This window comes from Tepidiphilus olei (genome assembly GCF_006980705.1).
Taxonomy (GTDB): Bacteria; Pseudomonadota; Gammaproteobacteria; order Burkholderiales; family Rhodocyclaceae; genus Tepidiphilus; species Tepidiphilus olei.
Genome location: NZ_SBHO01000001.1, coordinates 479,268 through 500,685 on the forward strand (window position 1 = coordinate 479,268; position 21,418 = coordinate 500,685).

Annotated in this window: 15 protein-coding genes and 1 tRNA gene; 10 read left to right on the plus strand and 6 right to left on the minus strand. The window is 64.3% G+C overall.

What is annotated here, in order from left to right:
• The first annotated feature begins 34 nt into the window (after positions 1-34).
• From clpP to EPD80_RS02360, 7 genes are all read left to right on the plus strand, one after another.
• Positions 35-661 (plus strand): ATP-dependent Clp endopeptidase proteolytic subunit ClpP, encoded by a 627-nt coding sequence (clpP, locus tag EPD80_RS02330; protein ID WP_142804455.1) that lies wholly within the window; start codon positions 35-37, stop codon positions 659-661.
• A gap of 6 nt (positions 662-667) precedes the next feature.
• Positions 668-1,942, plus strand: coding sequence for an ATP-dependent Clp protease ATP-binding subunit ClpX (gene clpX / locus EPD80_RS02335; RefSeq protein WP_142804456.1), 1,275 nt, complete (start codon positions 668-670; stop codon positions 1,940-1,942).
• A gap of 358 nt (positions 1,943-2,300) precedes the next feature.
• Positions 2,301-4,739, plus strand: coding sequence for an endopeptidase La (lon, locus tag EPD80_RS02340; RefSeq protein WP_142804457.1), 2,439 nt, complete (start codon positions 2,301-2,303; stop codon positions 4,737-4,739).
• A gap of 57 nt (positions 4,740-4,796) precedes the next feature.
• A tRNA-Val gene (locus tag EPD80_RS02345) sits at positions 4,797-4,872 on the plus strand.
• 59 nt (positions 4,873-4,931) lie between these two features.
• A complete protein-coding gene (locus EPD80_RS02350) occupies positions 4,932-5,282 on the plus strand; it encodes a hypothetical protein (RefSeq protein ID WP_142809080.1) in 351 nt (116 codons plus the stop codon).
• Positions 5,283-6,590 carry a sensor domain-containing diguanylate cyclase gene (locus tag EPD80_RS02355; RefSeq protein ID WP_142809082.1) on the plus strand — a complete coding sequence of 436 codons (1,308 nt, stop codon included), beginning with the start codon at positions 5,283-5,285 and terminating at the stop codon, positions 6,588-6,590.
• Between the two features lie 32 nt (positions 6,591-6,622).
• A complete protein-coding gene (locus tag EPD80_RS02360) occupies positions 6,623-7,996 on the plus strand; it encodes a UDP-glucose dehydrogenase family protein (protein WP_142809084.1) in 1,374 nt (457 codons plus the stop codon).
• Between the two features lie 48 nt (positions 7,997-8,044).
• On the opposite strand, the gene EPD80_RS02365 is transcribed toward EPD80_RS02360, so the two are convergent.
• Positions 8,045-9,316 (minus strand): bifunctional O-acetylhomoserine aminocarboxypropyltransferase/cysteine synthase, encoded by a 1,272-nt coding sequence (locus EPD80_RS02365; protein WP_142809086.1) that lies wholly within the window; start codon positions 9,314-9,316, stop codon positions 8,045-8,047.
• Positions 9,317-9,579: 263 nt separating this feature from the next.
• Between EPD80_RS02365 and EPD80_RS02370 the strand changes: the two genes are divergently transcribed.
• Positions 9,580-10,191, plus strand: coding sequence for a LysE family translocator (locus tag EPD80_RS02370; protein ID WP_142809087.1), 612 nt, complete (start codon positions 9,580-9,582; stop codon positions 10,189-10,191).
• Here EPD80_RS02370 and EPD80_RS02375 read toward each other — a convergent pair.
• Positions 10,175-10,930 carry an S-methyl-5'-thioinosine phosphorylase gene (locus tag EPD80_RS02375; protein ID WP_142809351.1) on the minus strand — a complete coding sequence of 252 codons (756 nt, stop codon included), beginning with the start codon at positions 10,928-10,930 and terminating at the stop codon, positions 10,175-10,177. The genes EPD80_RS02370 and EPD80_RS02375 overlap by 17 nt on opposite strands.
• 94 nt (positions 10,931-11,024) lie before the next feature.
• Between EPD80_RS02375 and typA the strand changes: the two genes are divergently transcribed.
• Positions 11,025-12,845 (plus strand): translational GTPase TypA, encoded by a 1,821-nt coding sequence (gene typA, locus EPD80_RS02380; protein WP_142809089.1) that lies wholly within the window; start codon positions 11,025-11,027, stop codon positions 12,843-12,845.
• A gap of 39 nt (positions 12,846-12,884) precedes the next feature.
• On the opposite strand, the gene galU is transcribed toward typA, so the two are convergent.
• The 4 genes from galU to smc are packed head-to-tail and all read right to left on the minus strand — an operon-like array spanning position 12,885 to position 20,572.
• Entirely contained in the window at positions 12,885-13,799 is a 915-nt protein-coding gene (gene galU, locus EPD80_RS02385; protein ID WP_221928780.1) for a UTP--glucose-1-phosphate uridylyltransferase GalU, read from the minus strand.
• A gap of 4 nt (positions 13,800-13,803) precedes the next feature.
• Entirely contained in the window at positions 13,804-15,849 is a 2,046-nt protein-coding gene (gene ligA, locus EPD80_RS02390) for an NAD-dependent DNA ligase LigA (RefSeq protein WP_142809091.1), read from the minus strand.
• 10 nt (positions 15,850-15,859) lie between these two features.
• Positions 15,860-16,966 (minus strand): cell division protein ZipA C-terminal FtsZ-binding domain-containing protein, encoded by a 1,107-nt coding sequence (locus EPD80_RS02395; protein WP_142809093.1) that lies wholly within the window; start codon positions 16,964-16,966, stop codon positions 15,860-15,862.
• Positions 16,967-16,999: 33 nt separating this feature from the next.
• A complete protein-coding gene (smc, locus tag EPD80_RS02400) occupies positions 17,000-20,572 on the minus strand; it encodes a chromosome segregation protein SMC (RefSeq protein ID WP_185957670.1) in 3,573 nt (1,190 codons plus the stop codon).
• A 12-nt stretch (positions 20,573-20,584) separates the two neighbouring features.
• On the opposite strand from smc, the gene dapD reads away from it, so the two are divergent.
• On the plus strand, positions 20,585-21,415 hold the full coding sequence (gene dapD / locus EPD80_RS02405; RefSeq protein WP_142809097.1) for a 2,3,4,5-tetrahydropyridine-2,6-dicarboxylate N-succinyltransferase: 831 nt from the start codon (positions 20,585-20,587) through the stop codon (positions 21,413-21,415).
• The last annotated feature ends 3 nt before the right edge of the window (positions 21,416-21,418 follow it).

The following is a 21,418-nucleotide window of genomic DNA, read 5'->3' on the forward strand; positions in this document are numbered from 1 at the left end:
TTGCTGGCAAGTCGATACGCTGTGTGAGGAATTCATGAAAGAATCGTTTGAGGCGAATACCCCGCTCGGCCTCGGTCTGGTGCCCATGGTGGTCGAGCAAAGCGGCCGAGGCGAGCGAGCCTACGACATCTACTCGCGCCTGCTCAAGGAGCGGGTGGTCTTTCTCGTCGGTCCCGTCGACGATGCGGTCGCAAGCCTGGTCGTCGCGCAGCTCCTCTTCCTCGAGTCCGAAAACCCCGACAAAGACATCCACTTCTACATCAACTCGCCGGGCGGATCGGTCACGGCGGGCATGGCCATCTACGACACGATGCAGTTCATCAAACCCGACGTGAGCACCCTGTGCATCGGCCAGGCTGCGAGCATGGGCGCCTTCCTGCTCGCGGCCGGTGCCAAAGGCAAACGCTATTGCCTGCCCAACTCCCGGGTGATGATTCACCAACCTCTGGGCGGCTTTCAGGGGCAGGCTTCCGACATCGAGATCCATGCCCGAGAGATCCTGAAGATCAAGGCAAAGTTGAATGAATTGCTCGCCTTTCACACCGGCAACGATATCGAGCGCATCGAACGCGATACCGAGCGGGACAACTTCATGAATGCCGAAGAGGCCGTCAAATACGGCCTCGTCGACAAAGTGCTCATTCGTCGCGAGGATATCTGAGTCAACATGGCAAAAAGCAAACGCGGCAACAGCGGCGAATTCTTCTGTTCCTTCTGCGGCAAGAGCCAGCATGAGGTCAAAAAACTCATCGCCGGCCCATCGGTGTACATCTGCAATGAGTGCATCGAGCTGTGCAACGACATCGTTCGCCAAGACCTCGAAGAAGTGCGCGGCGAGGCCGTAGATGCAGCACGGCGTCTGCCCACCCCCAAGGAACTCGTCGACTACCTAGACCAGTACGTCATCGGCCAAGACTACGCCAAGCGCGTGCTCTCGGTCGCGGTCTATAACCACTATAAACGCCTGGCACTTGCTGCTCGCGACGACGAGGTGGAAGTCGCCAAGAGCAACATCCTGCTCATCGGGCCTACGGGTTCGGGCAAGACGCTGCTCGCACAGACGCTCGCGCGCAAGCTCGACGTGCCGTTCGCCATCGCCGACGCCACTACGCTCACCGAGGCGGGCTACGTGGGCGAGGACGTGGAGAACATTCTCGCCCGCTTGCTGCAGACGTGCGACTTCGACGTCGAGCGAGCCCAACGGGGTATCGTCTTCATCGACGAAGTCGACAAGATCACGCGCAAATCCGAGAACCCCTCGATCACGCGCGACGTCTCCGGCGAAGGCGTGCAGCAAGCGCTCCTCAAACTCATCGAGGGAACGGTCGCCTCCGTGCCGCCCCAGGGCGGACGCAAGCATCCGAATCAGGATTTCATCCAGCTCGACACCACCAACATCCTCTTCATCTGCGGCGGTGCCTTCGACGGGCTGGAGAAGATCGTCGAGCGTCGTACCGAAGCCGCCGGCATCGGGTTCGGGGCAGCGGTGGCGAGCAAGAAAGAGCGCAAGAAATCCGAGTTGCTGCGTCAGGTCGAACCCGACGATCTCGTGCGCTTCGGGCTGATTCCCGAGTTCGTCGGACGCTTGCCAGTGATCGTTCCGCTCGAAGAGCTCGACGAAGAGGCGCTCATGCGCATCGCCACCGAGCCGAAGAATGCCCTCGTCAAGCAATACCGCAAGTTGTTCGAGATGGAGGGCGTGGAGCTCGAATTCACCCCGGGAGCAATCCGGGCGATCGCCCGTAAAGCCATCGAGCGGCGTACCGGTGCCCGAGGCTTGCGCTCCATCATGGAAGACATCCTGCTCGACCTGATGTTCGAACTCCCCAACCTCAGTAGCCAAGGGGTGCACAAGATCCTCATCGAAGAATCCACCGTGACTCAAGGAACCGAGCCGCTCAAGATCGGCAACGAAGAAGCCCACGTCAGCGGTGAAAACTGAGCGCTCATGCAGTGATTGCCGCAAACGGCCCGCCCGCGAGGCGCCAAGGGCTCCAGCGAAACCGTTCGAGCAGCTCGAACGGTTTCGCTGTACTGCGACATGGCGGTGTTTTTCTGGTGCTGGGCTGCAGGCTTTGCCCTGATAGAGCGTTGCCGTACTCCGGTTGGCTTGCCCCGTAACCGCTCACGACGATTCATCGAGGCATTTCTTGGTGTATCGGATGAGCAAGGCGCGATGCCCCGAGTAGCGATGCGCCGGCAGGTCGCTGGCAGCACGTCCCACGAGCCCCCTTGATTTTTGCCCGCCAAGCGACCATATTGCGAAGTAGCGATCTCTCGCCTCATCAGGATTTCCACACATGACCGAACTCATCGAAGCCCAGGGTAAAACCCTCGAACACCTGCCGCTGTTGCCCTTGCGCGACGTGGTCGTGTTCCCTCACATGGTCATCCCGCTCTTCGTCGGGCGACCCAAGTCCATCAAAGCGCTCGAGCGTGCCATGGAAAATGGCGGGCGGCTCGCGCTCGCCACGCAGAAAGACGCCGCCAAGGACGATCCCGGAGCGGACGACATCTTCACGCTCGGGTGCATCGCCCACGTATTGCAGATGCTCAAACTCCCCGATGGGACGGTCAAGGTGCTGATCGAAGGGCGGCAGCGGGCGCGTTTCGATCGCATCCTCGAAGAGGGTGACACCTTCGTCGCTCTGGCTAAGCCGCTGGAAACACAGCCGGGCGACCCGCGTGAGACCGAGGCGCTACGCCGCTCGTTGCTGTCGGCTTTCGAGGAGTACGTCAAGCTCAACCAGAAACTGCCGCAAGAGCTCGTCGCCTCGCTCGCGGCGCTCGAAGATCCCGAGCATCTCACCGACATCATCGCTGCGCATCTGCCGCTGAAGATCGACAAGAAGCAGGAACTGCTCGAAATTCTCGCACTCGTGCCGCGCATGGAGCGCCTGTTGGCGCTGCTCGAAGCCGAGATCGACATTCTCGAAGTCGAGAAGCGCATTCGCAGCCGCGTCAAGCGCCAGATGGAGAAGTCTCAGCGCGAGTTCTACCTCAATGAGCAAGTCAAGGCGATCCAGAAGGAACTCGGCGAAGGTGACGAACAGGCAGAGCTCGACGAGCTCGAGAAGAAGATCAAGGCCGCCGGCATGCCCAAGGAGGTGCAGGAGAAGGCCGAGGCCGAGCTCAAGAAGCTGCGCATGATGTCGCCCATGTCGGCCGAAGCCACCGTGGTGCGCAACTATCTCGACGTGCTCGTGAGCCTGCCGTGGAACAAGAAAACCAGGGTCACGCTGGATCTGACCAAGGCGCAGAAGATCCTCGATGCCGACCACTATGGTCTGGAGAAAGTCAAGGAGCGCATCGTCGAATACCTGGCGGTGCAAAAGCGCGTCGATGTCGTCAAGGCGCCCATCCTGTGTCTGGTCGGTCCTCCCGGAGTGGGCAAGACCTCGCTCGGGCAGTCGATGGCGCGTGCCACGGGGCGTAAGTTCGTGCGCATGGCGCTGGGCGGCGTGCGCGACGAAGCCGAGATCCGCGGCCATCGGCGCACCTACATCGGTGCCATGCCGGGTCGTATCATCCAGAGTCTCATCAAGGTCGGCGTCAAGAATCCGCTCTTCCTGCTCGACGAGGTCGACAAGATCGGCATGGATTTCCGTGGCGATCCGAGCTCGGCGCTGCTCGAGGTGCTCGACCCCGAGCAGAATCACGCCTTCCAGGATCACTACGTCGAGGTCGATTTCGACCTCTCGGAAGTGATGTTCGTGGCCACGGCCAATACGCTCAACATCCCGGCGCCGCTGCTCGATCGCATGGAGGTGATTCGGCTCTCGGGGTACACCGAAGATGAAAAGATCGCCATCGCCGAGCGCTATCTTTTGCCCAAGCAGATGAAAAACAACGGGGTGAAGAAGAACGAGCTCACCGTGACCACCGAGGCGATCCGTGACATCGTCCGCTATTACACGCGGGAAGCCGGTGTGCGCAGCCTCGAGCGTGAGATCTCGAAAATCTGCCGTAAGGTGGTCAAGGGAGTCCTGCTCAAGGCACTCAAAGCGCCGGTCACCGTGGACTCGGGCGATCTCGAAACCTATCTGGGTGTGCGCAAGTATTCTTTCGGCGTGGCCGAAAAGGAGAACCAGGTGGGACAAGTCACGGGCCTCGCGTGGACCGAAGTCGGCGGCGAGCTCCTTACCGTGGAGGCGGCGGTGATGCCGGGCAAAGGCAAGGTCATCACCACCGGCAAGCTCGGCGAGGTCATGCAGGAATCCATCCAGGCAGCCATCACCGTGGTGCGCAAGCGCGCGCGCAAGCTTGGCATCCCGGAAGATTTTTACGAGAAGAACGACGTGCACGTGCACCTGCCCGAAGGCGCCATCCCCAAAGATGGCCCCTCGGCAGGGATCGCCATCACCACGGCGCTCGTGTCGGCGCTCACCGAAATTCCGGTGCGCTGCGACGTGGCCATGACGGGCGAGATCACCCTGCGCGGCGAGGTACTGGAGATCGGCGGGCTCAAGGAGAAACTGCTCGCCGCGGTGCGCGGTGGCATCCGCAAGGTGCTCATCCCCGAGGAGAACGTCAAGGATTTGGCCGAGATTCCCGAGAACGTCAAAGGTGTGCTCGAGATCATTCCCGTGCGCTGGATCGAGCAGGTGCTCGAGCTCGCCCTCGAGCGCAAGCCCGAGCCTTTGGTCCCAGCCAGCGAGCCTCCCGTCGCGACGCCAGTCGTTGCCGCGAGTACCACGAGCACGGGCGTGAGCCCAGCGGCAAGCGAATTGCCGCATTGAGCTTCGCCGCGTTTGCCAAGCAAGGTCGGTGATGGTACCATTGCCGGCTCTTGCAGCGGGTGCTTAGCTCAGTTGGTAGAGCGTCGCCCTTACAAGGCGAATGTCGGCGGTTCGAGTCCGTCAGCACCCACCATCCGCCCCTTTTCGCTATGCTATCATTGTGCATTCGGTGCATGGGCGAAGGGGCTGGCGATGGTGCAACCAACGTTTCTGGCGCGCAACGTGGGAATGTTGGAACACGCCATTGCCGCCAAGCTCGCCGTTCTGGGGCTCGATCCCGCCAATGCCAAGCAAATGCGCGATCTCGCCCGCGAGGCCCTCGATACCGACGCTGAGCACCTCACGCAGCATTTCTATTCTTCGACCCTCGAGCCGCGCGTGCGCGCCGAGCTCCTGGGGCTCATCGCCCTCATGTTTCAAACCATGGCTTCGGCAGCGAGCATGGGAGAGGAGCTCCACGGCGGCCCCGTGTGGAAGGCCGTTGCGCGGGCGATCTACGAAGAAGCCGAGGCCCGCGGGCTCATTCCGACGAAAGGGGCGTGAATGCGGAAGGATCCCATCTCGTCATCTCCTCAGCTCGAAACGCGCCTACGGCTAGCACTAGAAGCGGCTGAGCTGGCAACGTGGGATCTGGATTTCGGGAATGAAACTGCCTGGCTCGATGCCCAGTGGAGCCGTTGGATGGGTTTGGGCAACGAGCCCGTCCGCTTGAGTTTTGCCGAATGGCGTTCCTTCGTCCATCCCGATGACTGGCCCAAGGTTCGCTCGGCCCTCATCGATCTGCTCAAAGGAAAAACTGCAACTTATCAGCAGCGTTACCGTATCCGGACACCGGATGGCCGCATCCTGTGGCTCGAAGATCGAGGCCAGATATGTGACCGCGATCCTACGACGGGACGCGTGTTGCGTGCGATCGGTGTGTCGCGTGACGTGACCCAGGAAGAAGAAAAAATCCAGCGAGATCGCCTCTTGACCGCAGCGCTGCGCCATGCGCCGGTAGGCATCATGATCGCGGCGGCCGACGGTACCGTCGAATGGGTCAATCCAGCGCTCGAGCAGATCACGGGTTACAGCGCGGGCGAACTCATCGGTACGCGGGCAGGACTTCTCTTTCATAGCGGCGTTCAGCCGGAATCGTTTTACCGGGAATTATGGGAGACGATTTCCCGGGGAGCAGTCTGGCAAGGAAGGATGGTGAACAAGACGGCAACAGGGGAATTGCGCCACCACGACGTGACCATCGCCCCCGTCACCGACAACGAAGGGCGGCCTTTGCATTACATCGCCACCTATCGCGACGTCACCGAACAGGTAGTGCTCGAGGAGCGGCTCGAACGCATGGCCATGACCGATCCGCTCACCGAGTTGCCCAACCGGCGAGCCTTTCTCGAGGCGATGCAAAAGGAGTTTCAGCGTGTCGTTCGTTCTGGATTCACGATCGATTCCTCTTTTTGCCTCATCGATCTCGATCACTTCAAACGGATCAACGACACCCTTGGGCATGCCGCGGGCGACGCCGTGCTGCGTCATTTCGCCCAGACGGTGCAGCAAACCCTGCGTCAGATGGACGTCTGTGGTCGGCTGGGGGGAGAGGAGTTCGGCATCCTGTTGCCGCAAACCGACGATCGGGCGGCCATAGCGGCGATGGAACGGCTTCTACGCGCGATCCGCCAAAGCGTCGTCGTCTTCGAAGGCCATGCGATCCGCTATACGATAAGCGCCGGCGGCACGTCGTTTGCGATCAGCGATCGCACGATCGACGACGTGTTCGCACGTGCCGACCGGGCGCTTTATCGCGCCAAAGAATATGGGCGAGACCACTTGGTTTGGATCGCTCCGGAAGATCAGTAACTTGTCGTTGTCACGAGTCGAGGGGGAATTCAATGGATTTGTGCGTGATCGGGACCGGCTACGTCGGTCTCGTGACGGGGGCGTGTTTCGCCGAAATGGGCAACGAGGTGTGGTGCGTCGACGTCGATGCGGCCAAGATCGAGGGGCTGAAAGCGGGGAAGCTGCCCATCTATGAGCCGGGGCTCGAGGAGATCGTCGAGCGCAACCATCAGGAAGGGCGGCTGCGTTTCACCACCGATCTGGGCGAGGCGATGGCCGAGTGCGACGTGCTCTTCATCGCCGTGGGCACCCCTCCGCTCGAAGACGGCTCGGCCGACCTGCAGCACGTGCTCACGGTGGCGCGCGACATCGGCCGGCGGCTTTCGCGCTACAGCGTGATCGTCGACAAATCCACGGTGCCGGTGGGAACCGCCGAGCGGGTGCGCCGTGCGATCCAGGAAGAGCTCGATGCGCGTGGCGCGTCGATCCCGTTCGATGTCGTCTCCAACCCCGAGTTTCTCAAGGAAGGCGCCGCGGTCGAGGATTTCATGCGACCGGACCGCATCATCGTCGGCACCGATTCGGAAGCGGCGCGCGAGCGCATGGCCGAGCTCTACGCGCCTTTCAACCGTAGCCACCAGCGCGTCATCCACATGGGCGTGCGCGATGCCGAGATGACGAAGTACGCCGCCAACGCCATGCTCGCCACCAAGATCTCTTTCATGAACGAGATCGCGGCGTTATGCGAGCGCTACGGCGTCGATGTGGAGAATGTCCGCCTGGGTATCGGAGCGGATCACCGCATCGGCTACCACTTCATCTATCCGGGCTGCGGCTACGGCGGCTCGTGTTTTCCCAAGGACGTCAAGGCGCTCATCGCCATGGCCCAGGCGGCCGGGGTCGAGCCGGAAGTGCTCACGGCGGTGGAAGATCGCAACGCGAAGCAGAAGCGGGTGCTGGAAGAAAAGATCGTCGCCCGTTTCGGCGAAGACCTCGGCGGACGGACTTTCGGCGTGTGGGGGCTTGCGTTCAAGCCCGGAACCGACGACATGCGCGAAGCCCCGTCGATTCCGCTCGTCGAGGGCCTGATCGGGCGCGGTGCCAAGGTGTGCGCCTACGATCCAGTCGCCATGGACAACGCACGACGAGTATTCCCGGCGCAATGGTTCGACGAGGGCCGCCTCGTCTTCACCCGTCATCAGTACGACGCGCTCGAAGGAGCCGACGCCATGGTTCTGGTGACCGAATGGAAACCCTTCCGCCATCCCGATTTCGCGGCGATCAAGCGGCTTCTGAAAACGCCCGTGATCTTCGACGGGCGCAACCAGTACGATCCGCAGCAGCTCCAGCGGCTGGGAATCGCCTACGTCGGCATCGGGCGGGCGAACGCGCTCGCCGGGGAAGAGAGCAGGGCGGTTGCGCTTTGATCCGCCGAGAGGGGTGCCTCACCCCCGCCTAGGCGGGGGAGGGCAGACTCAGGCAGCGGCAAGCGCCTGGTCGAGGTCGGCGATCAGGTCGTCGACGTGCTCGATCCCTACTGACAGCCGGATCATGTCCTCGCTCACGCCGGCCTTTTTCAGCTCTTCGGCCGAGAGCTGGCGGTGCGTGGTGGACGCCGGATGGCAGGCGAGCGTCTTGGCATCGCCGATGTTCACGAGCCGCGTCACCAGCTTGAGCGCATCCTGGAAGCGGGCACCGGCTTCCCGGCCACCCTTGACGCCGAAGGTGAGGATGCCGGAGGCGCGGCCGCCGAGGTACTTCTGCACCAGCGCATGATCGGGATGATCTGGCAGTCCGGCGTAATTGACCCAACCCACTTTCGGGTGAGTGCGCAGGAAGTTGGCGATGCGCACGGCGTTGTCGCAGATGCGATCCATGCGCAGCGGCAAGGTCTCGATGCCCTGCAGGATGAGGAAGGCGTTGAAGGGGCTGAGCGCCGCGCCCATGTTGCGCAAGGGCACTACGCGCGCCCGGGCGATGTAGGCGGCTGCACCGAAGGTTTCCGTGTAGCTCACACCGTGATACGACGGATCGGGCTCGACCAGCACGCGGAAACGCGCTTTGTGCTCGGCCCAGGGAAACTTGCCGCTGTCGACGATCACTCCGCCGATGGAATTGCCGTGCCCGCCGAGGTATTTGGTGAGCGAATGCACCACGATGTCGGCGCCGTGCTCGAAGGGACGGCAGAGGTAAGGGGAGGGGACGGTGTTGTCGACGATGAGCGGAAGGCCGTGTTCGTGGGCGATCGCCGCGAGCTGCTCGAAGTCGGTGATGTTGCCGAGCGGATTGCCGATCGATTCGCAGAAGATCGCCTTGGTCTTGCCATCGATGAGGCGGGCGAAGGAAGCCGGATCGCGATGGTCGGCGAAGCGCACCTCGATGCCGTACTTGGGCAGCGTATGGGCGAAGAGATTGTAGGTTCCGCCATAGAGCGTGGCCGAACTGACCACGTTGTCGCCGGCTTCCGCGATCGTCTGGATGGCATAGGTGATGGCCGCCATGCCCGAGGCGAGCGCGAGGCCCGCGATGCCGCCTTCCATGGCGGCGACGCGTTTCTCCAGCACGTCGCAGGTCGGGTTCATGATTCGGGTATAGATGTTGCCCGGCACCTTGAGGTCGAACAGATCGGCGCCGTGCTGCGTGTCGTCGAAGGCGTAGGACGTGGTTTGGTAGATCGGCACCGCCACGGCTTTGGTGGTCGGATCGGGCGTATAGCCGCCATGGACGGCGAGCGTCTCGATGCGCATGGAACTGTCTCCTATCGGATGGTGCGCGGAAATATAGCACGATGGCCAGAAGAGGACAGGGGGGCGTGGGAATGTCTTTATTCATGCACGATCTGGATCCTCCGCCGCGTGGCCATCTGACCATGCGCCGCCTCGCATGCTCGTCCCGCCTGGCTATGGTTTATTTTACATAATACAAATTATCACGCTAAAACATGGGGTGATCCGATCGGCCGCTCGAGGGATAATGTGCGGATGGTTCAGAATGTCATTCCTGCGGAAACATGACTGCGGGCGCTTTTTTCCTTCTGTTTCTTGTTCACGCACTGGCGCTGATTTCGCCGGGTCCTGACTTCGCGGTGATCAGCCGGCTGTCGATCGTTTCCGGTCGCGGAGCTGGTGTGGCTGCTGCCGGCGGCGTGGCCTGCGCGATTGGCCTGTATGTGCTGTTCTGCCTGTTCGGCTTGTCCCTACTGCTGGACGCTCTGCCTACGCTGTCCCGCCTGCTTTCCGTCGCGGGATCCCTTTATCTCGGCTACCTCGGAATCCGCTGCCTTATCTCAAATGGCACGCTGCCGGAAGAGAATACGCGCCCCCCTCGCGGTAAGGCATTCCTCGCCGGTTTCATGACCAACCTACTCAATCCCAAGGCCATGGCCTATTTTGGCTCGATCCTGTCGCAGGTACTGACACCGGAGGCAAGCCCGGCAGATGCACTTCTCGTCTTCATGCTACTGGTCACGGAATCGTTTCTGTGGTTTGCCTTGGTTGCGTGGTTGTTTTCATCGACCGGCATTCATGGCTGGTTGGCGCAGCGAATGAGATGGCTCGACCGCCTCGTCGGAACCGCGCTGCTCGGCGTGGCCCTTGGAATGATTTTCATGGCGACGAGATGAGTGGGAGTACTGCAAACGCTTCCAGTACGTGCCGCACCCGCGCCATGGTCTCGGAAAGCGTCGCTTCGATTTCCGTGAATGAGATCTCGTTCGCGTCGGCGCCGCGACCGGCGGCGTAGTTTGCCACCACGTTGATCGCGGCGTAGGCAAGCCCCAGCTCGCGGGCGAGCGCTGCTTCGGGCATGGCGGTCATGCCGACGACGTTGGCGCCGTCGCGCTCCAGGCGGTCGATCTCGGCGGCGGTCTCCAGGCGTGGCCCCTGGGTACAAGCATAGACGGCGCCGTCGATCACCGGCTCCCCTGCTCCGTCCGCGGCGCGAATCAGCCGCTCGCGCAATGAAGCGGTAAATGGCAGGGTGAAATCGATGTGCGTGACCGGGGCCTCTTCGTCCTCGAAAAAGGTCGACACGCGCCCCCAGGTGTAGTCGATGATCTGGTGCGGAATCACCAGGGTGCCAGGAGCATAGCGCTCCTGGATGCCGCCCACCGAGGCGACCGAGATCACTTCGCTTACCCCCACGTGTTTCAGCGCCCAAACGTTGGCCCGGTAGTTGATGCGGTGCGGTGCGTAGGTGTGGCCATAGCCGTGGCGGGCAAGGAAGACGACGTCCTGCCCGGCGATGCGGCCGATCGTGAGCGGCCCGGAAGGATCGCCGTAGGGAGTGCGGACGACTTGACGATGAACGATTTCGAGGTTGTTGAGCGAAGTGAGGCCAGTGCCGCCGATGATCGCGAACATGGGGTTTTCCGGGTCGAACCGATGGATGCGCAATTGTACACGACGCCGCCCTGCCCCTTTGTTATAATTGGCGTTTTCGTACGTCTGGAAGTCCATGTCCTCCGCCATTCGCAACATCGCCATCATCGCGCACGTCGATCATGGCAAGACCACCCTCGTCGACCAGCTCCTGAAACAATCCGGCACATTTGCCCAGCATCAGACCGTCTCGGAACGGGTGATGGACAGCAACGATCTCGAGCGCGAGCGCGGCATCACCATTTTGGCCAAGAACTGCGCCATCCGCTATGGCGACACCCACATCAACATCGTCGATACCCCGGGCCACGCCGATTTCGGCGGTGAAGTGGAACGGGTGCTCTCCATGGTCGACGGCGTGCTGCTGCTGGTCGATGCCGTCGAAGGCCCCATGCCTCAGACGCGCTTCGTCACCAAGAAAGCGCTCGCGCAGGGGCTCAAGCCCATCGTGGTCATCAACAAGATCGACCGCCCCGGCGCGCGCCCCGACTGGGTGATCAACGCCACGTTCGACCTCTTCGCGGAGTTGGATGCGAGCGAGGAGCAGCTCGACTTCCCCATCGTCTATGCTTCGGGACTGCAGGGCTATGCCACGCTGGATCTGAACGAACCGGGCAAGGACATGCGGCCGCTCTTCGAGACCATCATCGCACACGTTCCGCCCCCTCCGGTGTCGATCGATGCCCCCTTGCAGCTGCAGATCTGCTCACTCGACTATTCGAGCTACGTCGGGCAGCTGGGCATCGGCCGCATCCGCCAGGGGCGCCTGCGCCCCAATCAGGAAGTGAGCGTGTGGCTGGGCGAGCAGAACCTGGGCCGGGCGAAGATCGGCCAGGTGCTGAAATTCGTCGGCCTGGAGCGGGAGGCCGTGCCCGAGGCGGTGGCGGGCGACATCGTGATGATCTCCGGTGTGGAACAGGTCGGCATCGGCGTGACGGTGTGCGACCCCGAGGCGGCGCAACCGCTGCCACCGATCGAGGTGGACGAGCCCACGCTCACCATGACCTTCATGGTCAATACGTCGCCGCTCGCCGGGCGTGAAGGAAAATTCGTCACCAGCCGCCAGATCCGTGAGCGGCTGGAGAAGGAGTTGCTCAAGAACGTGGCGCTGCGCGTGCGCTTTGGCGAAGATGGCGACAGCTTCGAGGTCTCCGGCCGGGGCGAACTGCACCTCACCATCCTCCTCGAGACCATGCGCCGCGAGGGCTATGAACTGGCGGTGGGTCGGCCCCGCGTGGTATTGAAGGAGATCGACGGCGAGATACACGAACCCTACGAGCGGCTCACCGTCGACATCGAGGAAGGCCATCAGGGCGCGGTGATGGAGGAACTGGGCCGCCGCCGGGCGGAGCTCCTCGACATGGCGCCCGATGGCAAGGGGCGCGTGCGGCTGGAGTACCGCGTGCCGGCGCGCGGCCTCATCGGCTTCCAGGGCGAATTCCTCACGCTCACGCGCGGCACGGGGCTCATGAGCCACATCTTCGACGGCTACGGACCGCTCGCCGGCCCCGTGGGCGGACGGCGCAACGGCGTGCTCGTGTCGCAGGACGACGGCCAGGCCGTGGCCTACGCGCTGTGGAAGCTGCAGGATCGCGGGCGCATGTTCGTCAATCCGGGCGATGCGGTCTATGAGGGGATGATCATCGGCATCCACACGCGGGAAAACGACCTCGTGGTGAACCCGATCCGTACCAAGCAGCTCACCAACATCCGCGCTTCCGGCTCGGACGAGGCGATCCGGCTCGTACCGCCGATCGAACTCACGCTGGAAGCGGCGGTGGAGTTCATCGAGGACGACGAGCTGGTGGAGATCACGCCGAAGTCGATCCGCCTGCGCAAGCGCCACCTGCAGGAGCACGATCGCCGCCGCGCGGCGAAGCAGACGGCGCTCGCCTGAGCCTCCTTTCGCGAAAAAGCCCCCGAAGGGGCTTTTTCGTTACAGCCCCACCGAGCGGGCGCGCAGGAAGTCGCGGAACTCGCTGGCGACTTCGGGATGACGCAGGGCGAATTCGACCGTGGCCTTGAGGTAACCCAACTTGGAGCCACAGTCGTAGCGTACGCCGTCGAACTCGTAGGCGAGCACGGCTTCTTCCTGCAGCAGTGAGCTGATGGCATCGGTGAGTTGCAGTTCGCCGCCGGCGCCGGGTTGGATGCGGTGCAGGTGTTCGAAAATGTTGCCGGAGAGGATGTAGCGCCCGACCACGGCCTGGGTGCTGGGGGCTTCTTCGGGCTTGGGTTTTTCGACGATGCCGGTGATGCGCTGGATCTTGCCGCGGGCTTCGGGCTCGGTGCTGACGATGCCGTATTGGCGCGTTTCTTCGCGCGCGACGTTGATGGTACCGAGCACCGAGCAGCGGTGGTAGTTGTAGACGTCGATCATCTGGGCGAGCACGGGCTTGCCTTCGGGGTGGTCGCAGAGGTCGTCGGCGAGTAGCACGGCGAAGGGTTCGTCGCCGACCACGGATTCGGCACACATCACCGCGTGTCCCAAACCCAGCGCTTCGGACTGGCGGATGTAGATGCAGTTGACGCCCTTGGGAACGGTCTTGCGCACGACGTCGAGGAGCTCTTTCTTGCCGCGGGCTTCGAGCTCGGATTCGAGCTCGTAGGCTTTGTCGAAGTGGTCTTCGATGGAGCGCTTGGTGCGACCGGTGATGAAGATGAGCTCGGTGATGCCGGCGGCCACCGCTTCTTCCACGGCGTACTGGATGAGGGGCTTGTCGACGATGGGCAGCATTTCCTTGGGGCTCGCCTTGGTGGCGGGGAGGAACCGGGTGCCCATCCCAGCCACGGGGAACACGGCCTTGCGCACGGCTTTCTTCATCTCGTTCGACTCCTGCGATTGATCCATGGGTTCATCCTTGGGTTGTGCTGCGCTCGGCGATCAGGCGCTCGAGCGTGTCTTCGTCGATGACGGGAACGCCCAGCTCGAGCGCCCGCTGCAGCTTGCTGCCGGCTTCGCTGCCGGCCACGACGTAGTCGGTCTTCTTCGACACGGAAGAGCTCACCTTGCCGCCATGCGCTTCGATGAGCGCCTTGGCTTCTTCACGGCTCATCCGCGGCAGCGTGCCGGTGAGCACGAAAGTGAGGCCGGCGAGCGCCCTGCTCTGCTTCGCGGGTGTGCTTTCTTCCCACTGCACGCCGAGCCGGCGCAGGCGCTCGATCACTTGGCGGTTGTGCGGCTCGTCGAAGAAGTCGCGGATGCTCTGCGCCACCACCGGGCCGATGCCCTCGATGGCGGTGAGCTCCTCGAGCCCGGCCTGCATGAGGGGTTCGAGCGCGCCGAAGTGCTCGGCCAGAAGCTTGGCGGTGGCCTCGCCCACGTGCCGGATGCCGAGCGCGTAGATGAAGCGCGCGAGCGTGGTCTTCTTGCTGCGTTCGATGGCGGCCATCAGCTTGGCGGCGGATTTTTCCCCCATGCGGGGCAGGCTCGCGAGCCGCTCGGCGTCGATTTTGTCGGGGTCGTAGAGGTCGGCCGGGGTTTCGACCCAGCCGAAATCCACGAGCTGGTGAATGAGTTTCTCGCCCAGCCCCTCGATGTTCATCGCCAGGCGCGAGGCGAAGTGCTCGAGGGCGCGTTTGCGCTGGGCGGGGCAGTACATGCCGCCGGTGCAATAGGCCGCGGCTTCGTCGGGGTCGCGGGCCACCGCCGAACCGCACACGGGGCAATGCGTGGGCATGACGAAGGGGCGTTCGCTGCCATCGCGCCGCTCGGCAAGTACCTTGACGATCTCGGGGATGACTTCGCCCGCACGGCGCACGACAACCCAGTCGCCGATGCGGATGTCTTTGTCCCGGATGTAGTCTTCGTTGTGCAGGGTGGCGTTGGTGACGGTGACGCCCCCTACGAAGACGGGTTCGAGCCGGGCGACGGGGGTGAGCGCGCCGGTGCGTCCGACCTGCACTTCGATGCCGATGAGGCGGGTGATCTCTTCCTGCGGCGGAAACTTGTGGGCGATGGCCCAGCGCGGCGCCCGGGCGATGGTGCCCAGACGCTGCTGCGCGGCCAGATCATCGACTTTATAGACGACACCGTCGATGTCGAAAGGAAGGCGGTCGCGCTCGACTTCCATGCGTCGGTAGTAGGCGAGCAGGCCGGCGATGCCGTCGGCGAGCGCGCGCGCATCCGATACGGGAAAACCCCAGCGTTGCAGCAGCGCGAGCGCCTGACTGTGCGTTTCCGGCCAAGGGTGCCCTTCGAGGCGCACGAGCTGGTAGGCGTAGAAACGCAGCGGCCGTTTGGCGGTCACGGCGGGATCAAGCTGGCGCAGGCTGCCGGCGGCGGCGTTTCTCGGGTTGACGAAGGTTTTTTCGCCGGCCCGGAGCTGCGCTTCGTTGAGGCGTTTGAAGTCCTCGCGGGTCATGAGGACTTCGCCGCGCACTTCCAGCAACGTCGGCGGGGAATCGAGCCGCAGGCGCAAGGGAATGGAACGAAGGGTGCGCAGGTTGGCGGTGACGTCTTCGCCGGTGAAACCGTCACCCCGGGTGGCGCCGAGAGTGAAGATGCCGTCGCGGTAGATGAGCGAGACGGCGAGCCCGTCGAATTTCGGTTCGCAGGCATAGCGGATGCGCTCGACGCCGAGCAGCTCGCGGCAACGCCGGTCGAAGGCATATACTTCTTCGTCGGTATAGGCGTTGGTGAGCGAGAGCATCGGCACTTCGTGCCGGACTTCGGCAAATTGGGGCGCCGGTTTGCCGCCCACGCGCTGGGTGGGGGAATCGGGGGTGACGAGCTCGGGGTAGCGGGTTTCGAGCTCGACGAGTTCGCGGAAGAGCCGGTCGTATTCGGCATCCGGCACGAGCGGCTCGGCGAGCACGTAGTAGGCATGATCGAGCCGAGCAATCTCCTCGCGCAGCCAGCGGGCGCGCTCGACCGCCTCCGGCGGGGCATGGGAGGTCATGACGGTCCTTTCATCCGGCAAAGACGCGACGGGCGATGGCGCTGCCGGGAGGGATTTCTTGCGCTTTCATGCGCTGGTGGATCTGGGCGATGCGATCACGGATGAGCCGACCGGCCTCAGGCGTGATGGGGTTGCCGGCATCGTCGACCAGCTGGCCATCGAGCGTGGAGGCGAGCTTCTCGGCAAACGTGAACATGCGGTCGAACACCACCGGCGAGGGGATCTTGGTGACTTCGAGAAAGAGGGTGACCCCGTTTGCCTGATGCAATTTGATGTCGGGTTGACGGAAGGGGCGCCCGTCGAGATCGGCGAGCGCGTACAAGGGAACACCATGATCGTCGAGCAGGCGATAGAGACCGTCTTCACCGAGCGTGAGACCGGCCGCTTCGGCGGCGGCCCGGATCTTGGTACCCGGGATCGGGGCATTGCGCGGCACGACGTTGACCGCGATTTGTACGTCGACCTCGGCGCAGAAGCGATCGAGCGCGGCGGCACGCTCGAGCACGGTGACGCGCGATTCGATGGCCCCGGGCACGGCGCCGAGCTGGTCGGCCACACGCTCGACGCCGCCGGTGAAACGCAGATAGTCTTTCTCGCCGATGGCGCCGCTGCGATCGGCGAGCTGCAGCGAGGCGAGCGCGAGGTGATACTGACCCTCGGTTTTGGCGGTGAGTGGCTGCCAGTCGTTGCTCGCATCGTCGAAAACGTACCAGCCGACCGGACGCGGCGAATCGCGGAATTCACGCAGAACGACTTCTCTGAGCGCCGCGGCATCCATGCCGCCGAGCGATTCGAGGCGCACCATGAGATCGACGCCTTCCTTGAGACCGTCGGGATGATGGTGTGGAGCGCGGGATACGGACGGCGCGGCGGCGTATTCTCGCCGGGCCGGAGCGTGCCGAACCGGATCGAGTACGAGGTCTCCTTCCCCACCCTCTCCAGACGTCTCCGGGGTCTCGTCATGCCTGGTGTCGAGCAGGGGGTCGTGCGACGGCGTGTGCAGGGTGCGCTCGAGGGTGCGTCGGCTGCGGGTCTCCTGCCACTTGCTGTAGCCGAAGAATCCAGCAGTGACGATGACGAGCACGCCTCCCAGTGCGACGAGTAGATCGGTATCCATGCGTATTCCTTTGCGTCGGCGCGCGGGCTGGCCTCAGGGCGTTTCGGCGAGCCGAAGCGCTTCGTCGATATCGACGGCGACGATGCGCGAGACGCCCTGCTCCTGCATCGTGACGCCGATGAGCTGCTCGGCCGCCGCCATTGTGATTTTATTATGACTGATGAAGAGAAGTTGCGTCGTGCCGGACATCTCCCGCAACAATCGGGCGTAACGTTCGGTGTTGGCATCGTCGAGCGGCGCATCGACCTCGTCGAGGATGCAGAAAGGCGCCGGGTTGAGGGCGAAGAAGGAGAAGACGAGCGCGATGGCGGTGAGCGCCTTTTCCCCCCCGGAAAGAAGGTGGATGCTCGCATTCTTCTTGCCCGGCGGTTGGGCGACGATCTGCACGCCGGCATCCAAAATCTCTTCGCCGGTGAGCACGAGCTTTGCCTGCCCGCCGCCGAAGAGCCGGGGAAAGAGCCGGCCGAAATGGGCATCGACGGCATCGAACGTGGCGGCGAGCGCCTGGCGCGTCTCGCGGTCGATGCGCCGGATCGCTTCTTCCAGCGTGCCGATGGCGGTGGTGAGATCGTTGAGCTGGGTTTCCAGTGCCGTCTTGCGCTCTTCCACCTGACGCAGGGCTTCGAGCGCGGCAAGGTTGACTTCGCCCAGCGCGGCGAGCTCGCGTCCGAGGCGCTCGATCTCCCGGGCGAGCTTGGCGGCGTCGAGATGGTCGAGCTGGGGTTCGAGCGCGGCCAGATCGGCGCCCAATTCGGCGAGCCGCTCTTCGGCGTGGGTGAGCGCCGCGACCGCTTCCTGCCGCCGTAACCTCGCCTGCTCGAGTTCGTCGCGCAGGGGTTGCAGGGCGAATTCCTGCTGCTGGCGGGTTTCTTCGAGCGTACGGAGCTGCTGGTGGTGCTCGTCCACCCGCAGGCGGGCTTGGGCAAGTGCATTGGCAGCGTGTTCGCGCGCTTCGCGTACGAGGGATTCTTCTTCGAGTGGCGCGGCGGCGAGCCGTTCGCGTTCGGCCTCGTGCTCGGCGCGCTCGCGCTCGAGCCGCTCGAGGCTTTCGGCGGCGATCCGGGCGCGGCGCTCGCTCTCCTCGCGCTTGAGGGCGCATTCGCGGCAGGAGAACTCGGCCTCCTGCAGCTCGCGGGCGAGCGCCTGACGCTGCGTGCGGGCCTCTTCGAGGCGTTCGTGCTGACGGCGGAGATCGGCCTGACGCTCGAGGCAGGAGGTTTCGAGCGCGGCCTCGCGTTCGAGCAGCTCGGCGATGCGCTCCTGCAGCGTGGCGAGCTCGGCGCGCTCGCGCTCGGCCTGATGAGAGAGGGCGGCACGCTCTTCGTCGATGGCCTGCCGTCGACGACGGGCGTGCTCAAAGACCGTCTCGAGTCGGGCAAGCTCGAGCGCATGGTCGCGTTGCAGCTTTTCGGCTAGCTGCAGCTCGCGGCGCAGCGCCTCGTGTGCCTCCTTTGTTTCGTCACAGGCAGCGGCACGGCGGGAACGTTCCTCCGCGGCGGATTCCCGCTGCCGCTCGAGCTCGGCACATTCGGCGTCCAGCACACCGAGCTCGCGGGCGCGCTCGAGGACCCCGGCGAGCATCCGCTCGTCGGCGCCGAGGCTACGCGCTCCATGGGGATCGGCAATCCAGCCTCGCCGGTCGACCAGGCGCAACCCGCGTTCGCGGGCCCAGGCGAGGTTCGTTTCGTCGATCGTCTCGACGAAGACGGTATGGGCCAGGAGACGCTGGAGGGCTCCGGCGAGCGTTGGGTCGCTCGTGGAGACCGCCGCCGCGGCGCGCACTGCCCCCTGGGGCACTGGCCCGAAGCCTTCCGGCTCGTCCGCCAGGGGAAGATCCTGCCACAGGCAGGCTTCCCCTGAACGCGGCGCGTGTTCGAGCTGCCTCGCGGCCTCGGGTAGCGGCACGAGGCGCGCGCCGAGCCAGGGGCCGAGCACCGTTTCGGCTGCCGCTTCCCAGCCAGCGGCGACTTCCAGCCTGGGCCAGAGGGCCGCGTATTCCTGCCCTGCAGCCCCGGCGCAGCGCGCCTGGGTTTCGGCGAGCGCCCGACGGCGCGCTTCGAGCCGACCGAGTTCGGCATCGAGCCGACGGAATTCGTCGCGGACGGCGTCGAGGCGTACCTGCGCCTCCTGCGCTTTGGCTTGGGCGGCGGCCAGTGCCTCACGCAGCTCCTCCACCCGCCCGGCGAGCGTGTCTTGCCGGGCGCGCTCGCGTTCAAGCGCCTCCTCGTCGCCGCCCTCGAGCGACGAGGATTCCTGCGCCAGACGCTCGAGCCGGGTCTCGTTCGCCTGCAGCGAGCGCTCGAGCGCGGCAATGCGGGCGCGTTCGACGGCGATCTGCCGCTGGGCATCGTTCCGCTCGCGCTCGGCGATCGCCGCGCCGTGGCGGGTATCTTCCAGGGCACGCCCGAGTGCCTCCAGGACCTCGTCGAACGAATCCACCCGCTCCTGCAGCGTCTCGCGACGCCCCTGGGCGAGTTCGGCGAGCTCGTCCCAGCGCGCCAGGTCGAGGCGGGCCTGTTCGCCCTCTTCCTGCCAGCGTTGCGATTCCTCGGCAATGCGCTCTAACCGCTCGGCAAGGGCGGCGAGCGTCTCCTCGCGGTGGCGACGGGCCTCGATCACCCGCTCGAGCCGGGCGCTCGCCTCGAAATAAACTTGCTGGGCGGATTCGAGCGCCGCGGCGGCCGCCTGCGCCTCGACCCGGGCAGATTCGAGCGCCGCTTCGAGGCTCGTTCGTTCCTGCCGCTGCCGTTCGAGCTCGGCTTCGAGCGCGGCGATGCGCTCGTCTCCGGCGGCAAGGGCCGTGGCCGCCTCGCGCCGCCGCAGCGCCCAGGATTGCTGCCGTGCGAGGCGCAGGCGCTTTTCCAGCTCACGATAACGCCGGGCACGTTCGGCCTGGGTGGCGAGCGTCTCGGCCTGGGCCGCGAGTTCGGCGTGCAGGTCGGCCAGCCGCTCGAGATGGGCGCGCGCATCCCGCAGCCGCGCTTCCGTCTCCTTGCGCCGCTCGTGGTAGCGGGTCACGCCGGCCGCCTCTTCGAGGAAACGGCGCAGCTCCTCGGGCTTCGCCTCGACGATGCGCGAGATCATGCCCTGTTCGATGATGGCGTAAGCGCGCGGCCCCAGTCCCGTGCCGAGGAAGAGGTCGACCACGTCCCGGCGGCGCACGCGCTGTCCATTGAGGAAATAGCTGGATTCGCCGCCGCGCACGACGACGCGTTTGACCGAAATCTCGGCAAACCGCCCCCAGGGGCCCGGCACGCTGCCGTCGGCATTATCGAAGACGAGCTCGACGCTGGCGCGCGCCAATGGTTTGCGCGTGTCCGAGCCGTTGAAGATCACGTCCGACATCTGCTCGCCGCGCAGGGCGGAGGCGCGCATTTCACCGAGCACCCAGCGCACGGCGTCGATCACGTTCGATTTGCCGCAGCCATTGGGGCCGACGATGCCGACCAATGCCCCGGGGAGCACGAGGGTGGTTGGCTCGACGAAGGTCTTGAAACCGGCCAGTTTGATCTTGATGAGTCGCACGGCGTATGAGGGAAGACCAATGAGGGCTTCGAGCCGCGCATGATACCATTTCGCGTTTCGTGAAACTGAAAATCGATCCACGGAGGACACCCCATGACCGACTGGCAAGGCGTCGCATCGCTGATCGACGCGGCATTCGAAGAGCGCACTCGCTTCTCCCCCGGCAACGCGCCCAAAGATCTCGTCGACGCGGTGGAGGCGGTGATCGACGGGCTCGACCGGGGCGCGATCCGGGTGGCCGAGAAGCGCGACGGCGATTGGCACGTCAATCAGTGGATCAAGAAAGCGGTGCTGCTCTCTTTCCGCCTGCGCGACAATCGCCTCATGGAAGGCGGCGAGACGCGTTACTTCGACAAGGTCGAGCCGAAGTTCGCCCGCTACGACGAAGCGGCGTTTCGCGCGGGCGGCTTTCGCGTGGTGCCCCCGGCGGCGGCGCGGCGCGGCTGCTACATCGCCAAGAACGTGGTGCTCATGCCTTCCTACGTGAACATCGGCGCCTACGTCGATGAAGGCACGATGGTCGATACCTGGGCCACGGTGGGCTCCTGCGCCCAGATCGGCAAGAACGTGCATCTTTCCGGCGGCGTGGGCATCGGCGGCGTGCTCGAGCCGGTGCAAGCGGGGCCGGTCATCATCGAGGACAACGTCTTCGTCGGCGCGCGCTCCGAGATCGTCGAAGGCGTGATCGTCGAAGAGAATGCCGTGATCTCCATGGGCGTCTATCTGGGAATGAGCACGAAGATCTACGATCGCGAAAGCGGTGAGATCCTCTACGGGCGTGTGCCCTCCGGCGCCGTGGTCGTGCCCGGCAGCCTCCCCTCCCCGGATGGCAAGTACAGCCTGTATTGCGCGGTGATCGTCAAGCGCGTGGATGCCCAGACGCGCGCGAAGACCGCGATCAACGAACTGCTGCGCGGCGCCTGAGGA